The organism is Halorubrum sp. GN11_10-6_MGM, from assembly GCF_005435165.1.
Lineage (GTDB): Archaea > Halobacteriota > Halobacteria > Halobacteriales > Haloferacaceae > Halorubrum.
Map to the genome: position 1 here is coordinate 1 of NZ_SGUC01000019.1, position 19,001 is coordinate 19,001.

Below are 19,001 nucleotides of genomic sequence, written 5' to 3' on the forward strand. Positions count from 1 at the left end.
CCGCCGCTCGACCCGCTTCGGGGCCGACCCGGCTCGTCGAGCGCGCCGCGGCTCACGGCGACGCCACCTCCGGTCGACCCGTCGCGTTGCCGGTCCGCGTCGCTCCGGAGCCGGCGTTCGCCCCGGCCTCCTCGTCCGCCTCGCGGCGCAGCTCCGCGAACGAGACGGAGCGCTCGCCGGTCCGGAACCGTGCGCCGTCCGCCTCGGCGACGATCGTCACGTCGGCCTCGTCGTCGGGCACCGAGCCCGGTCCGGTCCGCGCCGCGAGTTCGAGCACTTCGCGCCGCCCGCGACCGCCCGGTGACGCCGAGACGCGCCCGGCGGGAAGCCGGACGTCGACCGGCACGCCGTCGTCGAGCAGCGCCAGCGCGAGGCTCGCGGTCGCCCGCGCGAGCTCGTCGGCCGCGGCCGCGCTCGCGGAGCGGTCGTCGGTCGCGTCGCCGCCGCGGCCACCGGGGGTGAACCCCGTTCGCTCGCCGCCGCGGACCTCCGTCCCGCCCGCGATCGTCACGCGGTTCCTGGCGGTCTCGGCGGCGAACTCCTTGACGACGATCTCGTCGCGCTTCGCCGTCGTCGCCCAGTGGACGTCGCGGACCGCGTCGCCGCGGGTGTACTCGCGGAGCCGGTCGAACTCCTCGCGCTCCCGGCTCACGTCGACCGCGTCGGCCGCGTACAGCTCCCGCCGGAACCGCGTCGGGATCGGATCGCGGGGCGGGAACACCGTCACGGAGTCGGTCTCGTCGACGACCAGCTCGCGCTCGAACAGCCCGAACACGTCCGTGACGGTGAGCTCTATCGGTCCGAGGGTCCGCTCGCCGCGCTCGCGGTAGCCGATTCGGTACGACACCGGCTCCGTGCCGACGGCCGCCCGGATCGGGGCGGTCGGTCCGTCGAGCCCCTCGTCGACCCGAACGCGCACGTCGGCGAGGAAGGACGGCCCGGCCTCACCGCTCCGTTCGCCCCGGGGACCGAACTCCAAGCGGACGCCGCGAGTCTCGCCGACGAACCCGTCGGGGGGCGTCACGTGTCGGACGGCGGGCGCCTCGACTCGCGACACCTGAACGTAGCCGGCCGCGATCGCGATCGCGACGGGGATCACGACGGCGTCGAGCGCGCGCCCGCCGGCGACGAGCGCGCTGGCGGCCGCGACGACCCCGGCGGCGACGGCGACGCGTCCGCGACGGGTGAGCGTGGGCGTCATCTCTCCGGGAGGTGGGACGGGGTCATCTCGTCACTCCACCCAGACCCGGTCGAGCGCGTCGTCGACGACGTCGGCGCCGTCGGTCCCGCCCGACTCGGTCCGGACCCGGTGTGAGAGCACGGTCGGCGCCTCGGCCTGAACGTCGTCGGGGATCACGTAGCCGCGGCCCTCCAGGGCCGCGCGGGCCTGCGAGGCGCGGATCAGCGCGAGACTGCCGCGCGGGCTCGCTCCGAGCCGCGCGTTCCGGCGGGTGTACACCGCGAGGCGGGCCACGTACTCCCGGACCGTCTCAGCGGCCTCGATCTCGCCGACGATCCGGCGGGCCCGTCGCACGTCGTCGATCGTCGCGACGGGTTCGACCGCGTCGACCGGATGGTCGCCGGTGAGCCGCCCGAGGATCGCGGTCTCCTCTTCCGTGTCCGGGTAGCCGAGCCGGATCTTCTTCGTGAAGCGGTCGACTTCCGCGACCGGAAGCTCGTACGTCTGACCCGGCTCCACGTCGTTTTGGGTCGCGATCACGAAGAACGGGTCCGGCAGCTCGCGGGTGGTCCCGTCGGTGGTCACCTGGTTCTCCTCCATCGCCTCCAGCAGCGCCGACTGCGTCTTCGGCGGGGCGCGGTTGATCTCGTCGCCCAACACGACGTTCGCGAACACCGGGCCGGGCTGGAAGTCGAACTCGTCGGTCCGGCGGTTGAACACGTTGACGCCCGTGACGTCGGAGGGTAACAGGTCGGGCGTGAACTGAACGCGCTTGAACGAGCCGTCGATCGAGCGCGCGACCGACTTCGCCAGCGTCGTCTTCCCGACGCCCGGCACGTCCTCGACGAGGAGGTGTCCCCGAGCCAGCACGGTGACGAGGACGTGTTCGACCGCCTCGCGCTTGCCGACGATCACGTCCTCGACCTCGCTGGCGACCCGGTCCGCGAGCGCGGCGACGTCGGCGGGCGTTTCGAGGTCGGTCGCCGCGGCGGCTGTCGCCCCCGTCTCCTCGCTGCCGCTCGATTCCGCGCTGACCGACCCCGCGTTAACCGATCCCGCCTCCGCCGACTCGGCGGGACCGGTCGGGGCCCGTCCCGACTCTCCGGGGTCCGTCATCTCCGGCCGACCTCGACCGGGTCGGCCGGCCGTCTGGACGCGACCGTGCGAATGCTCCCCATGATCATCGATACACAACGGTTAGTCGAGGAACGGGATATGCGTTCCGCCGACGGTGGTCCGCTCGTCGCGGCCGATTTCGGCGTTTTGGCGTCCAGCGTCTCGATGTCTCAGCGTCTCGGCGTCGACCGCACCAAGCTCTCGCCGTGCGCGACTACGACTCTCTGACGTTCCGCCCGACGGGCTCGCCGAATGACGCCGACCCGGTCGCCGGGTCGCGCTCGTAGACGACCTCGCCGCGGACGAGCGTGATCTCGGGGAAGACCCCGCGAAGGCCCTCGAAGGGGGTCCACCCGCACGCGCTGTGGAGCGCGGCGGCCTCGATCTCGCGCGGGTCGGCGGTGTCGACGAGGACGAGGTCGGCGTCGCGCCCCTCCGCGACCCGTCCCTTCCGGTCGAGGCCGAAGATCTCGGCGGGGTTCGCGGCGACGACGTCCCGGACGCGTTCGAGCGACAACTCCCCGTTCCGGGCCGATTCGAGCAGGAGCGGATACAGCGTCTCGACGCCGGGGACGCCGCTCGGCGCGTCGACGAGCCCCGCGCGCTTCTCCTCGACCGTGTGCGGCGCGTGGTCGGTCGCGACGACGTCCACGTCGCCGTCGGCGAGCCGCGCGAACAGGGCCTCGCGGCGCGCCTCCGACCGGAGCGGCGGGTTCATGCGCCCGAACGTCCCGAGCGACCGCGCCCGCTCGCGGGAGAGGTAGAGGTGATGCGGCGTCACCTCGCAGGTCGCGTTCGTTCCGTCCGCGCGGGCCTCGCCGACCGCGTCGACCGCCTCCGGGGTCGAGGTGTGCGCGACGTGGATCTGCGTGTCGCGGTCGGCGGCCGCCGCGAGCGCGCGCTCGACCGCCTCGACCTCGGCGTCGGCCGTCCGGTAGGCCGACCACGCGTCGACGGTCGCGGCCGTGCCCACGCCGCCGAGGTCGCCCTCCAGCGCCGACTCGTCGAACAGCGTCGCGTCCTCGGCGTGGACGGTGACGGGGGCGTCGCGGGCGGCGGCCTCGTCGAGCGCGTCCGCGAACAGGTCGGCGTCGATCCCCATGTCGCCGGTCGAGTCCGCGAGGAACACCTCGCCGAGCGCGAACAGCGGCCGGTCGAAGAGGCGCTCGGGGTCCCAGTCGGACGTCACGCCCCCGTTGAGCCCGTAGTCGACGAGCGAGTCGGCCGCGAGCGCGGCCTTCTCGTCGAACGCCGCCCCGTCGACGGTGGGCGGGGAGGTGTTCGGCTGGTCGACGACGGTGGTGACGCCGCCCGCGGCCGCGCTCCGCGAGCCCGAGGCCCACGTCTCCTTGTGGCTCCCGCCGGGTTCGCGGAAGTGGACGTGGACGTCGACCGCGCCCGGCAGGAGGTGGCGCCCGCGGGCCTCGATGACGCGCTCGCCGGCGTCGGCGCCGAGTCCCTCGGCGACCGCGTCGATCCGTCCGTCGTCGCCGATCCGCACGTCTCGAACCCGACCGTCGGCCAGCGTCGCGCCCGTGATGAGCATCGTTGTCGGCCGGTCGCGGCGAGCGGGATAAACGCTGGTGGTTCCGGGCCGCGACGGGGGCGCCGGGGCCGCCGTCGCTCCGCCCCGAGCCACCACAAGAGGTTTGTCGCCCGCACCGGCTCCTCCCGCGTATGGTCTCGGTACTCTCCGCCCTTCCGGCGCTCCTCCCCCCGCTCTCGGCCTCGCCTTTCGTCCCGCTCTCGGCCTCGCCTCTCGCTCCCGCGGTCCCAGCGCTCGTCGACGCTGCCGTCGGCTGGCTGTGGACGCTCGCGCTGGTCCTCTTCCCCGGGATCGTCGCCGCCGGACTCTGCGCGCCGTTCCTCGCCGCCGAGCGCCTCAGGGCGCTGTTCCGCGCGCTCCCGCCGAGGGGACGGCTCCTCCCCTCGTACCTCGCCGTCTCGGTCGGGCTCTCGGTGCCGTATCTCGTCGGCGTCGTCCTCACCGTCGCGCGCGCCGCCGAGGCGGGTCCCGCGTGGAGTTCCGGCTTCCTCCTCACGGCGCTGCTCGGCGCGGTCGTCGTCGCCGTCGTCGCGCCGGCGGTCGCCGCCCTCGGCCTCCCGCGGCTCGGGCTCGACTGGGACCCGACCGGATACGGCGTCTCGACGTGGCTCCTCCTCGGCGGTGCCGGGCTGTGGTACGCGCTCGTCGCCGCGGTCCCGCTCGTCGCGCTCGCGGTCGGGATGGCGCTGCCGGGCGGCTACTGACGACCCAGTCGTTGGCCATCGATTTATAAACGAACGCACGGAGCGGTGGCGCGTGCCTGCGAGGCCGCCTTGCGGCCGAGCAGCACGCGCGAGGGAGTCAGTCGCCGAAGCGAAGCGGAGGCGACTGACGAGGTTGGGGAGGCGTGAGGTGCTGTGCGGAGCGGTGCGGGCGGGGCTGGACTCAAAGGGGCAGTCGCGAGGCGGGCGTAGACGACGTAAGCACCGCAGGGAGCGAACGAAGTGAGCGACCGAGGAGCGCAACGAGTGTACGCCCGCCTCGCGGCTGGGGCTTTGGCGGTGTTCTCGACCGAGACACGTTCGACCACTTATAAGCGAGCGGCTGGCGATTTACAAGTGTTCGTCGCCGAGTACCGAGTGCTAATTAATAAGAGACGCTGTGAGACGGTAGCGGCGCTCCGATACGGTTTTGGGTCGCCCCGCGGAACCCCCGACAAATGCTGTCTCGACAGTTCGTCCGGGAGAACCCCGAGGTCGTCCGCGCAGCGCTCGACAACAAGGGCGTCGACCTCGACCTCGACCGGATACTCGACGTCGACGAGGAGTGGCGGGAGCTGAAACAGCGCGGCGACGACCTCCGACACGAGCGCAACGAGGTCTCCTCGGAGATCGGCGAGCTGAAGGCGGCCGGGAAGGAGGCGGCGGCCGAGGAGGCGATCGAGCGCTCGCAGGACCTCAAGGCCGAGCTCCAGGCGATCGAGGAGCGCGCCGAGGAGCTGGAGGCCGAACTGGAGGCGTCGCTGCTCGAACTGCCGCAGATCCCCCAAGACTCCGTGCCGGTCGGCGAAGACGAGTCGGAGAACGTCGAACGGCGCCGCGAGGGGTTCGACGACCTCCGGGAGCTTCCCGCGAACGTGGAGCCGCACTACGACCTGGGCGAGGAGCTGGAGATTCTCGACTTCGAGCGCGGCGCGAAGGTCGCCGGCGCCGGGTTCTACGTCGCGAAGGGCGACGGCGCCCGACTGGAGCACGCGCTGATCCAGTTCATGCTCGACGTCCACCGCGAGCAGGGGTACGAGGACGTGTTCCCGCCGATCCCGGTCAACTCCGCGTCGATGCGGGGCACCGGCCAACTGCCGAAGTTCACCGAGGACGCCTACCGCGTCGAGGGGTCGAACGAGGAGGCGTACGACGACGACGACCTCTGGCTGCTCCCGACCGCGGAGGTGCCCGTCACGAACCTCCACCGCGACGAGATCCTCCTCGGCGAGGACCTTCCCCTCAAGTATCAGGCGTACACGCCGAACTTCCGCCAGGAGGCGGGCGAACACGGGACCGAGACGCGCGGCATCGTCCGCGTCCACCAGTTCAACAAGGTCGAGATGGTGAACTTCGTGCGGCCCGAGGAGAGCGACGAGCGCTTCGAGGGGCTCGTCGACGAGGCCGAGGAGGTGCTGCGCCGCCTCGATCTCCCCTACCGCATCTTGGAGATGTGTACCGGGGATCTCGGCTTCACGCAGGCGAAGAAGTACGACGTCGAGGTGTGGGCACCCGGCGACGACATGGACGAGGGGCCGGAGCAGGGCGGCCGCTGGCTGGAGGTCTCCTCGGTGTCGAACTTCGAGGACTTCCAGGCGCGCCGCGCCGGCATCCGGTACCGCGAGGAGCACCACGAGTCCGCGGAGTACCTCCACACCCTGAACGGCTCGGGGCTCGCGGTCCCGCGGATCGTCGTCGCGATCTTGGAGTACTACCAGAACGACGACGGCACCGTCACCGTCCCCGAGGCGCTGCGCCCGTACATGGGCGGCACGGAGGTCATCGAGGGCCACGACGCCGTCGGCGAGTCGAAGCTCGGCGGGGAGTAGGCGTATCGGTCCCGAACCGGGACCGATACGTCCCTTCTTCCTCATTCGAACAGCTCTCTCGCGTACCGGTGGATCGGCGCCTCCAGCCAGTCGCGCCCCTCCGAAATCGTCTCGAACGCCGTCTGTGCTTCTTCTTCGCCGAGCGCGTCGCGTTTGACCAACGCCCGGAGGACAATCGGTGATAGCGCGACTCGAGACTCGACCGCCGCTCGGAGCTCCGGAAGGGCCCTGTAGTCGTCGGTGATCAGGAACCCCGCGTCGGTCTCGCGGACGGCGACGACGCAGGTCGCTTCCCCCTCGTCGATCCGACTCGTGACGACGCACTCGCTCTCGTCGGCGACGGCGAGCATGTCGATGTTGTCGATCAGATCCAGCGCCCGACCGGCGGCGTCACCGTGTCGGTCGTCATACGCGGCGGTCTCTCGGAGCTCGTCACCTACCGTCTCCGTGGAGACGACCTCGAACTCGGCGGTCACGAGGCCGAGGACGTCGCCGAGCGCGAGCGACACGAACGCACTCGTTTCCACGACCAGCATTCACTGGTCCGCGAGCTCGTCGGCGAGCGCCTCCCCGTCGTCGAGCAGTTCCTTCGACGCGCGAACGGACTCCGCGTCCTGCCGACCGATCAGATCGACGAGCGTGTCGAACGCGACTGTGTCGTCGAGATACAGTTCGACGACCGCCTCGCGGAAGCGCTCATCGTCTTCCATCTCGGCCAAGTACTGCCGGAGCGCTTCGACGAGAACCTCCGTGCGGTTCTTATGGGCCACCTCCGCCGCGATGTCGGCCTGCTCCACCAGCTCTTCGGGGAGCCGGAAATTGACGCGCTTCGTGCTCATGTACACACGTTGTACGTACAGTGTGAAATTCCTGTCGCCGGTTCCGTCGGGACGCCGCCCGCGCCGCTACTTGTTCTCTAAGGCGTCGAGGATACACGCGGCGGCGATCACCGCCTCCTTCGGCACGTCGCTCGCGTCGTCGATGGTGACCGTGTAGGCGTCCCGCATCGAGAACTTCCCCTCGATGTCGCCGACGTGGCCGCCGTCGGCGTCGAATATCTCGTACTTGTTCGGGATGAGGTTCGCGGCGCCGACGAGATGCCGGAGCGCGGAGAGGAGCTTATTTTTCGACTGAATCGTCGCCAGCGCCTCGCCCGTCTCGGGGTCGCGGACCGTCCAGTTCTCGACGAACAGCGAGTAGTCCTCGTCTAAGACGACGACCTCCTCGCCGGTGCCCGCGTCGACGATGGCGTAGTTGCCGCCGACGTCCATGATGCCCCCCGCCTTCACCGAGAAGGCGTCCTCGCCGTCGCCGGTGACGAACGGGAACTCCTCTTTCAGCTTGAACATCTTCTGTTTCCCGCGGAGGACGACGTCGCCCGCGCTGTCGCGGACGGCGTACTTGTTCCGGATCATCGACTGCTTGACCTCGTAGCGGTCGTCGCTGAGGTCGACGGTCGAGATGTCGTACGCGCTCGACTCGGATTCGGAGGGAAACGACATGGGCGCGACGACGCCGACCGGTCAAAAAAGGCTTCTGTTCGATGTACGGCGCGTTCAGGGCGTGAGTCGGTCGACGGTGACCCACTCCACGTCGGCGTTCGGGGACGCACCGGCGTCGCGGGCGTCGCTGCCGCCGGCGTCTCGGCGCCCCTCGCCGATCCCGGTCACCGCGAAGGCCATCTCCTTGCGGACGCCGCCGGCGAGGCGCACGTCGAGCGAGAGCTCGCGCGGCGAGAACCGATGGTCGGACTCGACGACGCGCACGAGGTGTTCGGAGTGCGGGAGGTCCTCGACCGTCTCCACGTCGAGGTAGGTCCGGAAGTCGGCGCCGAACTTGAAGCCGGTCTTCGGCACGGTGTCGGCGGCCCGGAGCCGACGGTAGACGGCGAGCCGGCGGTCGAACCGCTCGCCCTCCACGTCGCGGCCGCGGGCGACGACCCGGGCGGCGGCGTCGCCGGTCTCTCCCCCGCCGTCTCCAACTCCCACGGATGCGGACAGCGCGAGCCGGCCGTCGGCGGCCAGCGCCGCGGCCTCGACGAGGGAGAGCTGGAGCGCGCCCTCGACGTCGGCCGCGCGGCCGGTGAGCGGGCGCCCGTAGAAGCCTCGCTCGTACAGGTCCTCGGGGGCGTCCCAGACGACGACGCGGTCGGCGAGGAGCACGCCGGTCAGGTCAGCGGGCGGCTCGTAGCCGGTCGCGCCCTCGATCGCGCCGTCCTCGGCCGCGAAGTAGGTGATGTCGGACTCCTCGTCGACGACCGCGAGGGTCCGGCCGGCCAGACCGCTCGCCGCGACCGACTCGCGCTCGCCGACGACTTGGATCGGGTACTTCACGCGGCCCGTGTCGGGGGTCGCGCCGCGCTCGTAGGCGACGAAGTCGACCGCGTCACTCGGGGCGTCGCTCCCCCCCGGCCACGGCTCGCGGGCGGGCGAGAGGTAGAAGCCGCGGTCGCGGAGGTCCGAGTAGACGAGGAACCGCACCGCGAAGCGGTCGGCGGCGGCCGCGCTCGCGACGAAGAAGCGCTCGAAGCCGACGGGAGCGGAGTCGTCTTCGAGCGCGATCCCCGAGAGGTCGCCGCGGAACAGCAGGTGCGCGGCCTCGACCCGGGAGAGCGCGATCTCGTTGCCGTCGAGCGGTCGCCCGTACCCCCGGGCGTCGTAGAAGCGCTGGCGGGCGTCCCCGCCGACGCGGACCGCGTCGCCTCGCAGGTGTCCCGTCGGTTGCATACGCGTCAGACCGAGCGGCCGAGGGAAGGGGGTTGCGGTCGGCCGACCCGGCCTCGGAGCCGTGGCCGAAGCGACCGGAGGCCCGTGCGCTCCCGGCGGTACCCGCACTCGCTGAACAGATTTCGTGTACGCTGTCATAGATTGCTGGTTACACCAATCATATGTAGGCGTGTCATATCGGTTGGATTATGGCGGGACCGCCGATCCACGACCTACACTTCGCGGAGGAACCGAGCGTCGACCAAGTCCCCGGTCCGAACTCGCGACGCCTCCTCGACAGACAGCAGGAGATCGACAGCAGCGCCGTCGCGTACCCGAACGACATCCCGCTCGCGTTCGAGGAGGGGCGCGGCGCGACGCTGAAGGACGCCGACGGCAACGTCTTCCTTGACTTCTTCGCCGGCATCGGCGTGTACAACGTCGGCCACGCGAACCCCTACGTCAACGAGGGCGTCCACGAGCAGATCGACAAGCTCACCCACACCGTGGACTTCCCGACGGAGCCGCGCCTCGAACTCATCGACAAGCTCGACGAGATCGCCCCCGGTGACCTCGCCGGCAACAGTCGGTTCGTCTTCGGCGGCCCCACCGGCAGCGACGCCGTCGAGGCGTCGATCAAGCTCGCGAAGTACAACACGGGCGGCAACGGCCTGATCGCCTTCCGGAACTCCTACCACGGCGCGACGGCCGGCGCGATGAGCATCACGGCCAACAAGAAGTTCAAGCAGCCCTACGGGCCGCTGCTGTCCGACGTGGTGCACGCGCCGTTCCCCTACCCGTTCCAGGAGGGGCGCGGCCCCGAGGAGTCGGTCGAGCACGCGCTCCGGGAGGTCAGGGCCATCGTCGAGGAGCCGTACGGCGGGCTCACGGACCCGGCGGGCATCTTCGTCGAGCCGATCCAGGGCGAGGGCGGCGTCGTCGCCCCGCCGGACGGGTTCCTCTCCGGGCTCCGCGAGATCGCCGACGAGAACGACCTGCCGCTGATGTTCGACGAGATCCAGGTGGGGATGGGCCGCACCGGCGAGTGGTGGGCCTCCGAGCACTACGACGTGACGCCGGACGTGATGACGACCGCGAAGGCGCTCGGCGGGAACGGCCAGCCGCTGTCGGGGACGATGTACCACGAGGACCTCGACACGTGGGGGCCGGGCGACCACGCGGGCACCTACCGGGGGCACGTCCCCGCGATGGTCGGCGGGCTCCGCGCGATCGAGTACATCCAGTCGCACGACCTGCTCGACCACGCGACCGAGGTCGGCGGGTGGATCCGCGACCGGCTCCACGACGCCGCCGAGGACGCGCCGGGCGTCGGGGAGGTCCGCGGGAAGGGGCTGTTCGTCGGCGCCGAGTTCGTGGACGCCGACGGCGACCCCGACTCCGACCGCGTCGACGCGATCCAGGAGTACTGTTACGAGCACGGCGTCCTCGTCTGGACCGCGGGCCAGTACGGGAACGTCCTCCGGCTGCTGCCGCCGCTCGTCTTAACGCAGAAGCAGGCCGAGGTCGGGACCGAGATCATCGCGGACGCGATCGAGGCGACCGCCGAGCTGGCGGTCGCCGAGTAGGGCGTCCGGAGCCGGAACAAGAACCTTCGGGCGGGTATCCGGCCGAGTGCGCCTCCTTACGTCGGCAACGCGGCCTCGGGGACCGTGCCGTCGTCGTTCCACCCGCGCGCCTCGTAGTACGCGTCGATCGCGTCGTCGAGGCCGGGGAGCTCGTCCGCGTACGGGAGGCGGTCGTCGCCGCGGTCGATCCCGCGCCGGTTGTTGAAGTGCCGCTCAAGCGTCACGGTCCGGGCGCCCGCCGCGAGCAGCTCCTCGAAGTCGGCGTCGAACAGCAGCTCGTAGCGCTCCGGCGTCATGAAGTCGCGGGAGAACTTGCAGACGACGCCGCTGTCGTTGAGCGCCATCAGGTTCTCCCGTTCGACGAGCCGCTCGGCCTTCCCCTCGAACCCCGCCGGCTCCATCGCCTCGTCCTCCTCGACCAGCGGGTACTCGACCGAGTAGAACGTCGCGTACATGTGGTCGGCGCCGCGGTTCGCGACGGCGTACGAGAGCGCCTGTCCGTGGAGCAACCGCCCGTCGTGGGCCGCGAAGTCCATGTTCTTCACCGACCAGTTCCCGACTCCGAGGTCGTCGTGAATCCGGCCGATCCCCTCCGCGAGCCGGTCGCCGGCCCCGTCGCGGTGGGCGATCTTCTCGACGAGGTCCCAGATCAGCTCGCGGTTGCCGAACTCGTCCTCGGCGGTGAGGTACGCGGCGATCGTGTTGCCCGCCGAAATCGCGTCGAGCCCGTACTCGTCGCACAGCTGGTTCGATTTCATCACGTCGACGATGTCGTCGACCCCCGAGTTCGAGCCGAACGCCATCGCGACCTCGAACTCGGGGCCCTCGGTCTCCACGCCGCGGGCCTCGTCGCGGGTGGGGAGCTTACAGGCGAACGCGCACGCCGAGCACGTCCCCTTCTTGTACTTCTTCTCCGCGACCGCGGCGCCGTTGATCCCCTCGACGCCCTCGAAGGACCGTTCGGAGAAGTAGTACGACGGGAGCCCGTCCATCTCGTTGGCTAGGTCCATCACCGCCACCGTCCCCTGCTCTTTCATGATGTGGTCCTCGGTGGCCGCCTCGCGGTGGACGTCGTTCGCGGTCGCGTCGATCGAGACGTCGGGGGCCGAGTCCCCGTCGAACGTGACCGCCTTGACGTTCTTCGAGCCGAGGACCGCGCCCAGCCCGCCGCGGCCGAACGCCCGCTCCTCGGTCGTCATCACCGACGCGAACCGCACCTCGTTCTCGCCCGCGGGACCGATCACGGCCGTCTGCTCCTTGGAGACGTCGCGTTCGTCCCGGAGGTACTCCGTCGTCTCCGGGACGGTCGCACCGGCGAGCTCCGGCACCGACTCGAACTCGACGCCGTCGTCGCGAACGTGGACGACGACCAGCTCGTCGCTCGCGCCGGCGAGTTCGATCGCCCCGTACCCCGTCGCTGCGAGGTGTCGGGACACGAACCCGCCCGCGTTCGACGAGAGGAGCCCGTCCGTCAGCGGCGAGAGCGCGGTGCAGTTCGTCCGGCCCGTGAAGCTCATCTGCGACGCCTGCATCGGCCCGGTGGTGAACACGGCGCGGTTCTCGGCGCCGAGCGGGTCCGCGTCGAACGGGATCCGCTCGTGAGCGAGCCGCGTCGCCACGCCTCGCCCGCCGATGTATCGCTCCTGAATCCCCGTGATGTCCGTCTCGGACGCGGTCCGCTCCCCGACGTCGATCGACAGCAGCGGTCCGGTGCTGTGTAACATACGACTCCCTCCGTAGACGAGACACAAAAAACCGGGCCAAGCCGACGGATAGGTGTCCTCAATCTCTCTCGACCGCTCTCAGGGGGTACCCATCGAGCGCTTCCGGAGCGTCTGAGCGTCGCTTCGGGCCGAATTCCCGAGATGCGTGGCGAGAGTTGTACACAGTATCTGTTTGTAATGTACACGCTAAATTTATACGACTGGCAGTTCCCCTTCGTAGACGTCCTGTTACCATGCCACGGGAACACATCTTCGACGAGGCCGAGTACGAGCGGCGAGTGGCTCGGACGAAAGAGCGGCTGCGCGAGCGGAACCTCGACGCCATCGTCGTCGCCGATCCGGCGAACATGAACTACCTGACCGGCTACGACGGCTGGTCGTTTTACGTCCATCAGGCGGTCGTGGTCACGCCCGACCGCGACGAGCCGATCTGGATCGGCCGCGACATGGACGGCGACGGCGCGCGCGCGACGACGCACCTCGACGACGACAGCATCCGCGCGTACAGCGACGACCACGTCCACTCGCCGCACGATCTCCACCCGATGGACTACGTCGCGGGCGTCCTCGACGAGCTCGGCGTCGCTGACGGCCGGATCGGCTTGGAGATGGACGCCGCCTACTTCACCGCGAAGTCGTACACGCGACTTCAGGGGAACCTCCCGGACGCCGAGTTCGCGGACGCGACGCTGCTCGTCGGCTGGATACGGGTCAAGAAGTCGGAGCAGGAGCTGGAGTACATGCGGCAGGCCGCCCGCATCTCCGAGAACGCGATGCGGGCCGGCCTCGACGCCGTCGGCGAGGGCGTCCCCGAGTACGAGGTCGCCTCCGCCATCTATCAGCAGCTGATCGACGGCACCGACGAGTACGGCGGCGACTACCCGGCGATCGTCCCGCTGATGCCGTCGGGCGACCACACCGGAACGCCCCACCTCACGTGGACGGACCGCGAGTTCGAGGACGGCGACCCGGTGATCATCGAACTCTCCGGCTGCCGGCATCGCTACCACTCGCCGCTGGCCCGGACGACGTTCGTGGGCGACCCCCCGACCGAGCTCCGGGAGACCGCGGACATCGTCGTCGAGGGGCTGGAGGCGGCGCTCGACGCCGCCGAGCCCGGCGTCAAGTGCGAGACCGTCGAGGAGGCGTGGCGGACCACGATCCAGCAGTACGGCCTCGAAAAGGAGGACCGCATCGGCTACTCGATGGGGCTCGGCTACCCGCCGGACTGGGGCGAGCACACCGCGAGCATCCGCCCCGGCGACGAGACGGTCCTCGAAGAGGACATGACGTTCCACATGATCCCCGGCATCTGGACCGACGAGATCGGCATGGAGATCAGCGAGACGTTCCACGTCACCGCCTCCGGCGCGGAGACGCTCGCCGAGTTCCCGCGCGAGCTGTTCACCGCCTGACCGGGGTCATCGACCACGCCGCACGACCGCACCACGCGACGCCGACCAAGTCACCGCACGACCGCACCACGCGACGCTGACCAAGTCACCGCACGACCGTACCACGCGACGCTGACCAAGTCACCACACAGCGGCCGACACCCATGAGCACGACACCAACCGTCGACGACGAAGCAGATGAATCGCCCGAATCCACGCTCGCGACCGCGCGCAAGCAGCTCGAACGCGCGGCGACCAACACCGACGTCGACCCCGCCATCGTCGAGCGTCTCAAACACCCGACGCGCGTCCAGCAGGTCTCCGTCCCGCTCGAACGCGAGGACGGCACCGTCGAGGTGTTCACCGGCTACCGCGCCCAGCACGACGACGTCCGCGGACCGTACAAGGGGGGGCTCCGCTACCACCCGGAGGTCACCGCCGCGGAGTGTACGGGGCTCTCGATGTGGATGACCTGGAAGTGCGCCGTGATGGACCTCCCCTTCGGCGGCGGGAAGGGGGGGATCGCCGTCGACCCCAAGTCGCTGACCGACGACGAGCGCGAGCGGCTCACTCGGCGCTTCGCGGAGGAGCTCCGCGACGTCGTCGGGCCGACGAAGGACGTGCCCGCGCCGGACATGGGGACGGACGCCCAGACGATGGCGTGGTTCATGGACGCCTACTCGATGCAGCAGGGCGAGACGATCCCGGGCGTCGTCACCGGGAAGCCGCCCGTCATCGGCGGGTCGTACGGCCGCGAGGCGGCGCCGGGGCGGTCGACCGCCATCGCCGCGCGCGAGGCGATCGATTACTACGGCCGCGACCTCGCCGAGACGACCGTCGCGGTACAGGGGTTCGGCTCCGTCGGCGCGAACGCGGCCCGGCTGCTCGACGACTGGGGCGCGACGGTCGTCGCCGTGAGCGACGTGAACGGGGCGATCTACGACCCCGACGGGCTCGACACGCGCGCGGTTCCCACCCACGAGGAGGAGCCCGAGGCGGTCCTCACCCACGAGGCGCCCTCGACGCTGTCGAACGAGGCGGTCCTCGAACTCGACGTCGACGTGCTGATCCCCGCGGCCGTCGGCAACGTGATCACCGCGAACAACGCCGACGCGGTCGACGCCGACATCGTGGTCGAGGGGGCGAACGGGCCGACGACGTTCGCCGCGGACGAGATCCTTGCGGAGAACGGCGTGGCGGTGATCCCCGACATCCTCGCGAACGCCGGCGGCGTCACCGTCTCGTACTTCGAGTGGCTCCAGGACATCAACCGGCGGACGTGGTCGCTGGAGCGCGTCAACGAGGAGCTCGAAGAGCAGATGCTGTCCGCGTGGAACGACGTGCGGGCCGAGGTCGACGAGCGCGACCTCCCGTGGCGCGACGCCGCCTACGTGGTCGCGCTGTCGCGGATCGCCGAGGCGAAGGGCGCGCGCGGGCTCTGGCCGTAGCCGGCGACGCGCGAGCGCGAGCCGTCGCGCACGGAACGGTACGGAGCGGTCCGGGGCCGACCGATCAGTCGTCAGCGTCCGGCGTGACGACCGCGTTCTCCAACTCCCCGCCCTCGTCGAGCGCAGCGACGTTCCCCGCGACGATGTCGGCCAGCCGGTCCCAGTGCTTGGGCGTGTGGCCGCCCGTGTGCGGCGTGATGAGGCAGTTCTCCAACTCCCAGAGGACGTGGTCCGGCGGGAGCGGCTCGGGGTCGGTGACGTCGAGCGCGGCGCCGCGGATGCCCTCGGTCTGGAGCGCCGAGACGAGCGCGTCGGTGTCGACGAGGCCGCCGCGGGCCGCGTTGACGACGACCGCATCCGGGGGGAGCGTCGCCAGTTCGGCCTCCCCGACCATCCCGCGGGTCAGGTCGTTGAGCGGGCACGCGAGCACGACGTAGTCGCTGCGGGCGAACGCCGCGTGGACATCGTCGTCGTCGAAACCGAGCACCTCGTCGGTCGGGCCGCCCTTCTCCGGCGTGTACCGGATCCCGATCGTCTCCACTTCGAACCCGTCGAGCCGCTGGACGATCGCCTGTCCGATCGAGCCGAGCCCCACGACGGTCACCGTGCTGTCGGTGAACTCCCGCGACTGGAAGTGACGCCACTCGCCGTTCGCCTTCCGGCGCATCCCCTCGTGGAGGTTTCGCGCGAACACGAGCATGTTGGCGATCGACTGCTCGGCGATTCCCGGCGCGTGGATGCCGCCCGCGTTCGTCACTGTGACGCCGCGCTCGCGGAGCGCGTCCGTCGGCACGTGGTCGGTGCCGGCGAAGGTGCACGCGAACAGCTCCAGCCGGTCGGCGCGCTCGACGAGGCCGGCGTCGAGCGTGATTCCGGTCACGGCGCGGGCCCTCGGCACGAGGTCGCGTTCCTCCGCCGGCGTCCGCGCGAGCGCGACCGTTCGGTCCGGGAGTCGCTCCCGGAGCGCGTCCGCGTACGAGGCCATCGACAGGCCCTCGGTTCCCTCGCGCAACACGACGACGTCCGGATCGGCGGTCTGGTGTGAGCTCATGAGCGACGGCCGCGTCGAGACGACGCGTTGACGGGAGTAGCGGCGGGGGTTTCTTAGCTTTTTGTGTATCTGACGTACACGACAATCGTGTACAATTAAGGGGGTCGAGTGTGAGGCCCTCTCGCATGAACGAACCGATCCGCGATCGGCTCGCCAGCGTCCGTCGGCGGTTCCACCGCCACCCGGAGCCCGCGTGGCGCGAGTTTCTCACGACCGCGACGCTCGTCGAAGAGATCCGGTCGATCGGCGTCGACGAACTCGCCATCGGGCCGGACGCGTACGACCCGGCCGACCGCATGGCGGTCCCCGACGCGGACCTGGAACCGTGGATCGAGCGCGCCCGCGACCGCGGCGCGGACGACGAACTGCTCGAGCGCATGACCGGCGGCAACACGGGCGCCGTCGCCGTGCTCGACCGCGGCGAGGGGCCCGCGATCGGGCTTCGCGTCGACATCGACGGGCTGTTCATCGAGGAGTCGACCGACGCCGACCACGACCCGGTCGACGAGGGGTTCCGGTCGGAGATCGACGGGACGATGCACGCCTGCGGTCACGACGTCCACATGACGTGGGGGCTCGCGGTCCTCGAAGCGATCGCCGAGAGCGACTTCTCCGGGCGGCTGGTCGTCTTCTTCCAGCCGGCCGAGGAGACGGGCGGCGGCGGCCACCCGATGGCGGAGAGCCGGTTCGCGGACGGTCTCGACTACCTCCTCGCCGTCCACGTCGGCCTCGACCACCCGACGGGCGAGGTCGTCGCGGGGATCGAGAAGCCGCTGGCGATGGCGCACTTGGACGCGACGTTCGAGGGCACCTCCGCGCACGCCGGGAAGGCGCCCAACGAGGGCGACAACGCGATGCAGGCGATGGGGACGGCGATCGTGAACGCGTACGGCATCGCCCGCCACGCCGACGGGATGACCCGCGTGAACGTCGGCACGGCCGAGGCCGGCACCGCGAGCAACGTCATCGCCGAGCGGGCGGAACTCGAGGCCGAGGCCCGCGGGGAGACGACCGAGCTGATGGAGTACATGAAAGAGCGGTTCGAGACCACCGTGCGCTCCGCCGCGGCGATGCACGGCTGTCGCGGGACCGTCGACGTGGTGAGCGAGTCGCCGCGCGCGGACAGCGACCCGGAGCTACAGGCGCTCGTGACCGACGTCGCCGAGGGCGTCGACGGCGTCGACGACGTGCTCCCGGCGGCGGACTTCGGCGCGAGCGAGGACGCGACCTTCCTGATGGAGCGCGTCCAGGAGGCGGGCGGGCTGGCGACGTACCTCATCGTCGGCACGGACCACCCGACGAGCCACCACACCCCCACCTTCGACGTGGACGAGCGGAGCATCCGGCACGGCGTCGACGTGCTCGTGGGCGCCGTCCGCGATCTCGAACGCAGACACCCCGTTCCGCGGGCCGACGCCCTCGGAGACGGGCGGTAGTCCTCCCAATGACCGACGGAGGCTCCGGCGCGGACGGTCGGGGGGCGGGATCGCCCCGCGTCACGCGCGCCGACGTCGAGGACGCGCGCGACCGGCTCGCCGACGTCGCGCATCGGACGCCGGTCGACACCTCGCGGACCTTCGCCGCCATGAGCGGGGCCGCGTCGCTGGGGCTCAAACTCGAGTCCTTCCAACGGACGGGGTCGTTCAAGATCCGAGGGGCCTACAACGCGATGGCACAGCTCTCCGCGGCCGACCGCGAGGCCGGTGTGATCACCGCCAGCGCGGGGAACCACGCGCAGGGCGTGGCGCTCGCGGGCGAGATCCTCGGCGTCGACGCGACCATCGTCGTCCCCGAAGTGACGCCGGCGGCGAAGATCGCGGCGACGAGGGGATACGGCGCCACCGTGCTCGTCGAGGGGGACATCTACGAGCGCTCGTACGAGTTCGCCGCGGACCGCGCCGAGCGGACGGGCGAGACCTTCGTCCACCCCTTCGACGACGAGGCGGTGGTGGCCGGACAGGGGACGGTCGGACTCGAACTGCTGGAACAGTACCCCGCGATGGACACCGTCCTCGTCTCGATCGGCGGCGGCGGGCTGATATCCGGGATCGGGACAGCCCTCGCGGCCGCCGACCGAGACGTCCGCGTCGTGGGCGTCCAGCCCGAGGGGGCCGCCCACGCCCCGCCGTCGCTGGCGGCCGGCGAGGTCCGGCCGCTCGACGACGTGGACACCGTCGCCGAGGGGATCGCCGACACGCGGATGTCGGAGACCACCTTCGAAATCGCGAGCGAGGTCGTCGACGACGTGGTGACCGTCTCCGACCGCGAGATCGCAGCCGCCGTGACGCTGCTGGCCGAGCGGGAGAAGGTGGTCGCCGAGGGCGCGGGTGCCGCGCCGCTGGCCGCCGCGCTCTCGGACGCGCCGGATCTGGCCGACGCTCACCCGGCCGTCGTCGTCTCGGGCGCAAACGTGAACATCACCGAGCACGCCGAACTCGCGCGGACCGGGCTCTTCGAACTGGGCCGTCGCGCCCGGGCGCGCCTCGCGCTCGCCTCGTGGCCGGCACGGGCCCAGACCGTCATCGAGACGGTGGCGGCCGAAGGCGCCGAACTGGAGTCCTTCGAGCGCGCCGACCCGCGTCCGGTCGACCACCCGAATCGCACGCCGGCGGAGATCGGGATCGAAGGCCGCGGCGCCGACCATCTGGCGGGGGTGTTGACGGCGCTCGACGAACTGGACGGCGTCTCGGTCGTCGAGCGGTCGGTCAGCGAAGAGTGAGC

16 protein-coding genes are annotated in these 19,001 nt (G+C 70.8%); 7 read left to right on the plus strand and 9 right to left on the minus strand.

The features are described from left to right. Positions 1-52 precede the first annotated feature (52 nt). The 3 genes from EXE46_RS10420 to EXE46_RS10430 form a co-directional block, all read right to left on the minus strand. Entirely contained in the window at positions 53-1,201 is a 1,149-nt protein-coding gene (locus tag EXE46_RS10420; protein WP_137688331.1) for a DUF58 domain-containing protein, read from the minus strand. 30 nt (positions 1,202-1,231) lie between these two features. Further along, complete coding sequence (locus tag EXE46_RS10425; RefSeq protein ID WP_137688332.1) at positions 1,232-2,296, minus strand: MoxR family ATPase; 1,065 nt, start codon at positions 2,294-2,296, stop codon at positions 1,232-1,234. Positions 2,297-2,510: 214 nt separating this feature from the next. Next, positions 2,511-3,842 carry a dihydroorotase gene (locus tag EXE46_RS10430; RefSeq protein WP_137688333.1) on the minus strand — a complete coding sequence of 444 codons (1,332 nt, stop codon included), beginning with the start codon at positions 3,840-3,842 and terminating at the stop codon, positions 2,511-2,513. Positions 3,843-3,973: 131 nt separating this feature from the next. Here EXE46_RS10430 and EXE46_RS10435 point away from each other — a divergent pair, with 131 nt between their 5' ends. Together EXE46_RS10435 and serS are read left to right on the plus strand one after the other, a co-directional pair. Next, the gene (locus EXE46_RS10435) at positions 3,974-4,546 is read left to right on the plus strand and encodes a hypothetical protein (protein WP_137688334.1); all 573 of its coding nucleotides are present in this window, start codon (positions 3,974-3,976) and stop codon (positions 4,544-4,546) included. Between the two features lie 455 nt (positions 4,547-5,001). Next, positions 5,002-6,372 (plus strand): serine--tRNA ligase, encoded by a 1,371-nt coding sequence (serS, locus tag EXE46_RS10440; protein ID WP_137688335.1) that lies wholly within the window; start codon positions 5,002-5,004, stop codon positions 6,370-6,372. A gap of 41 nt (positions 6,373-6,413) precedes the next feature. Here the strand turns inward: serS and EXE46_RS10445 are convergent, their stop codons facing one another. From EXE46_RS10445 to endA, 4 genes are all read right to left on the minus strand, one after another. Beyond that, positions 6,414-6,908, minus strand: coding sequence for a hypothetical protein (locus EXE46_RS10445; protein WP_137688336.1), 495 nt, complete (start codon positions 6,906-6,908; stop codon positions 6,414-6,416). Further along, complete coding sequence (locus tag EXE46_RS10450; protein WP_137688337.1) at positions 6,909-7,211, minus strand: ribbon-helix-helix domain-containing protein; 303 nt, start codon at positions 7,209-7,211, stop codon at positions 6,909-6,911. A 66-nt stretch (positions 7,212-7,277) separates the two neighbouring features. After that, on the minus strand, positions 7,278-7,874 hold the full coding sequence (locus EXE46_RS10455) for an LURP-one-related/scramblase family protein (RefSeq protein ID WP_137688338.1): 597 nt from the start codon (positions 7,872-7,874) through the stop codon (positions 7,278-7,280). Positions 7,875-7,928: 54 nt separating this feature from the next. After that, positions 7,929-9,098, minus strand: coding sequence for a tRNA-intron lyase (gene endA / locus EXE46_RS10460; protein ID WP_137688339.1), 1,170 nt, complete (start codon positions 9,096-9,098; stop codon positions 7,929-7,931). A 188-nt stretch (positions 9,099-9,286) separates the two neighbouring features. Here endA and EXE46_RS10465 point away from each other — a divergent pair, with 188 nt between their 5' ends. Then, positions 9,287-10,663 carry an aspartate aminotransferase family protein gene (locus EXE46_RS10465; protein WP_394348195.1) on the plus strand — a complete coding sequence of 459 codons (1,377 nt, stop codon included), beginning with the start codon at positions 9,287-9,289 and terminating at the stop codon, positions 10,661-10,663. Between the two features lie 56 nt (positions 10,664-10,719). Here EXE46_RS10465 and EXE46_RS10470 read toward each other — a convergent pair whose 3' ends face one another. Next, complete coding sequence (locus tag EXE46_RS10470; RefSeq protein ID WP_137688341.1) at positions 10,720-12,387, minus strand: aldehyde ferredoxin oxidoreductase family protein; 1,668 nt, start codon at positions 12,385-12,387, stop codon at positions 10,720-10,722. Between the two features lie 233 nt (positions 12,388-12,620). Between EXE46_RS10470 and EXE46_RS10475 the strand changes: the two genes are divergently transcribed. Then, entirely contained in the window at positions 12,621-13,802 is a 1,182-nt protein-coding gene (locus tag EXE46_RS10475; protein ID WP_137688342.1) for a M24 family metallopeptidase, read from the plus strand. A 143-nt stretch (positions 13,803-13,945) separates the two neighbouring features. Further along, positions 13,946-15,229, plus strand: coding sequence for a glutamate dehydrogenase GdhB (gdhB, locus tag EXE46_RS10480; protein WP_137688343.1), 1,284 nt, complete (start codon positions 13,946-13,948; stop codon positions 15,227-15,229). 64 nt (positions 15,230-15,293) lie between these two features. Here gdhB and EXE46_RS10485 read toward each other — a convergent pair whose 3' ends face one another. Beyond that, the gene (locus tag EXE46_RS10485; RefSeq protein ID WP_137688344.1) at positions 15,294-16,280 is read right to left on the minus strand and encodes a D-2-hydroxyacid dehydrogenase; all 987 of its coding nucleotides are present in this window, start codon (positions 16,278-16,280) and stop codon (positions 15,294-15,296) included. A gap of 125 nt (positions 16,281-16,405) precedes the next feature. Here EXE46_RS10485 and EXE46_RS10490 point away from each other — a divergent pair, with 125 nt between their 5' ends. Then, positions 16,406-17,716 carry an amidohydrolase gene (locus EXE46_RS10490; protein WP_137688345.1) on the plus strand — a complete coding sequence of 437 codons (1,311 nt, stop codon included), beginning with the start codon at positions 16,406-16,408 and terminating at the stop codon, positions 17,714-17,716. Between the two features lie 8 nt (positions 17,717-17,724). Beyond that, positions 17,725-18,999, plus strand: a complete 1,275-nt coding sequence (locus EXE46_RS10495; protein WP_137688346.1) for a threonine/serine dehydratase — start codon at positions 17,725-17,727, stop codon at positions 18,997-18,999. The last annotated feature ends 2 nt before the right edge of the window (positions 19,000-19,001 follow it).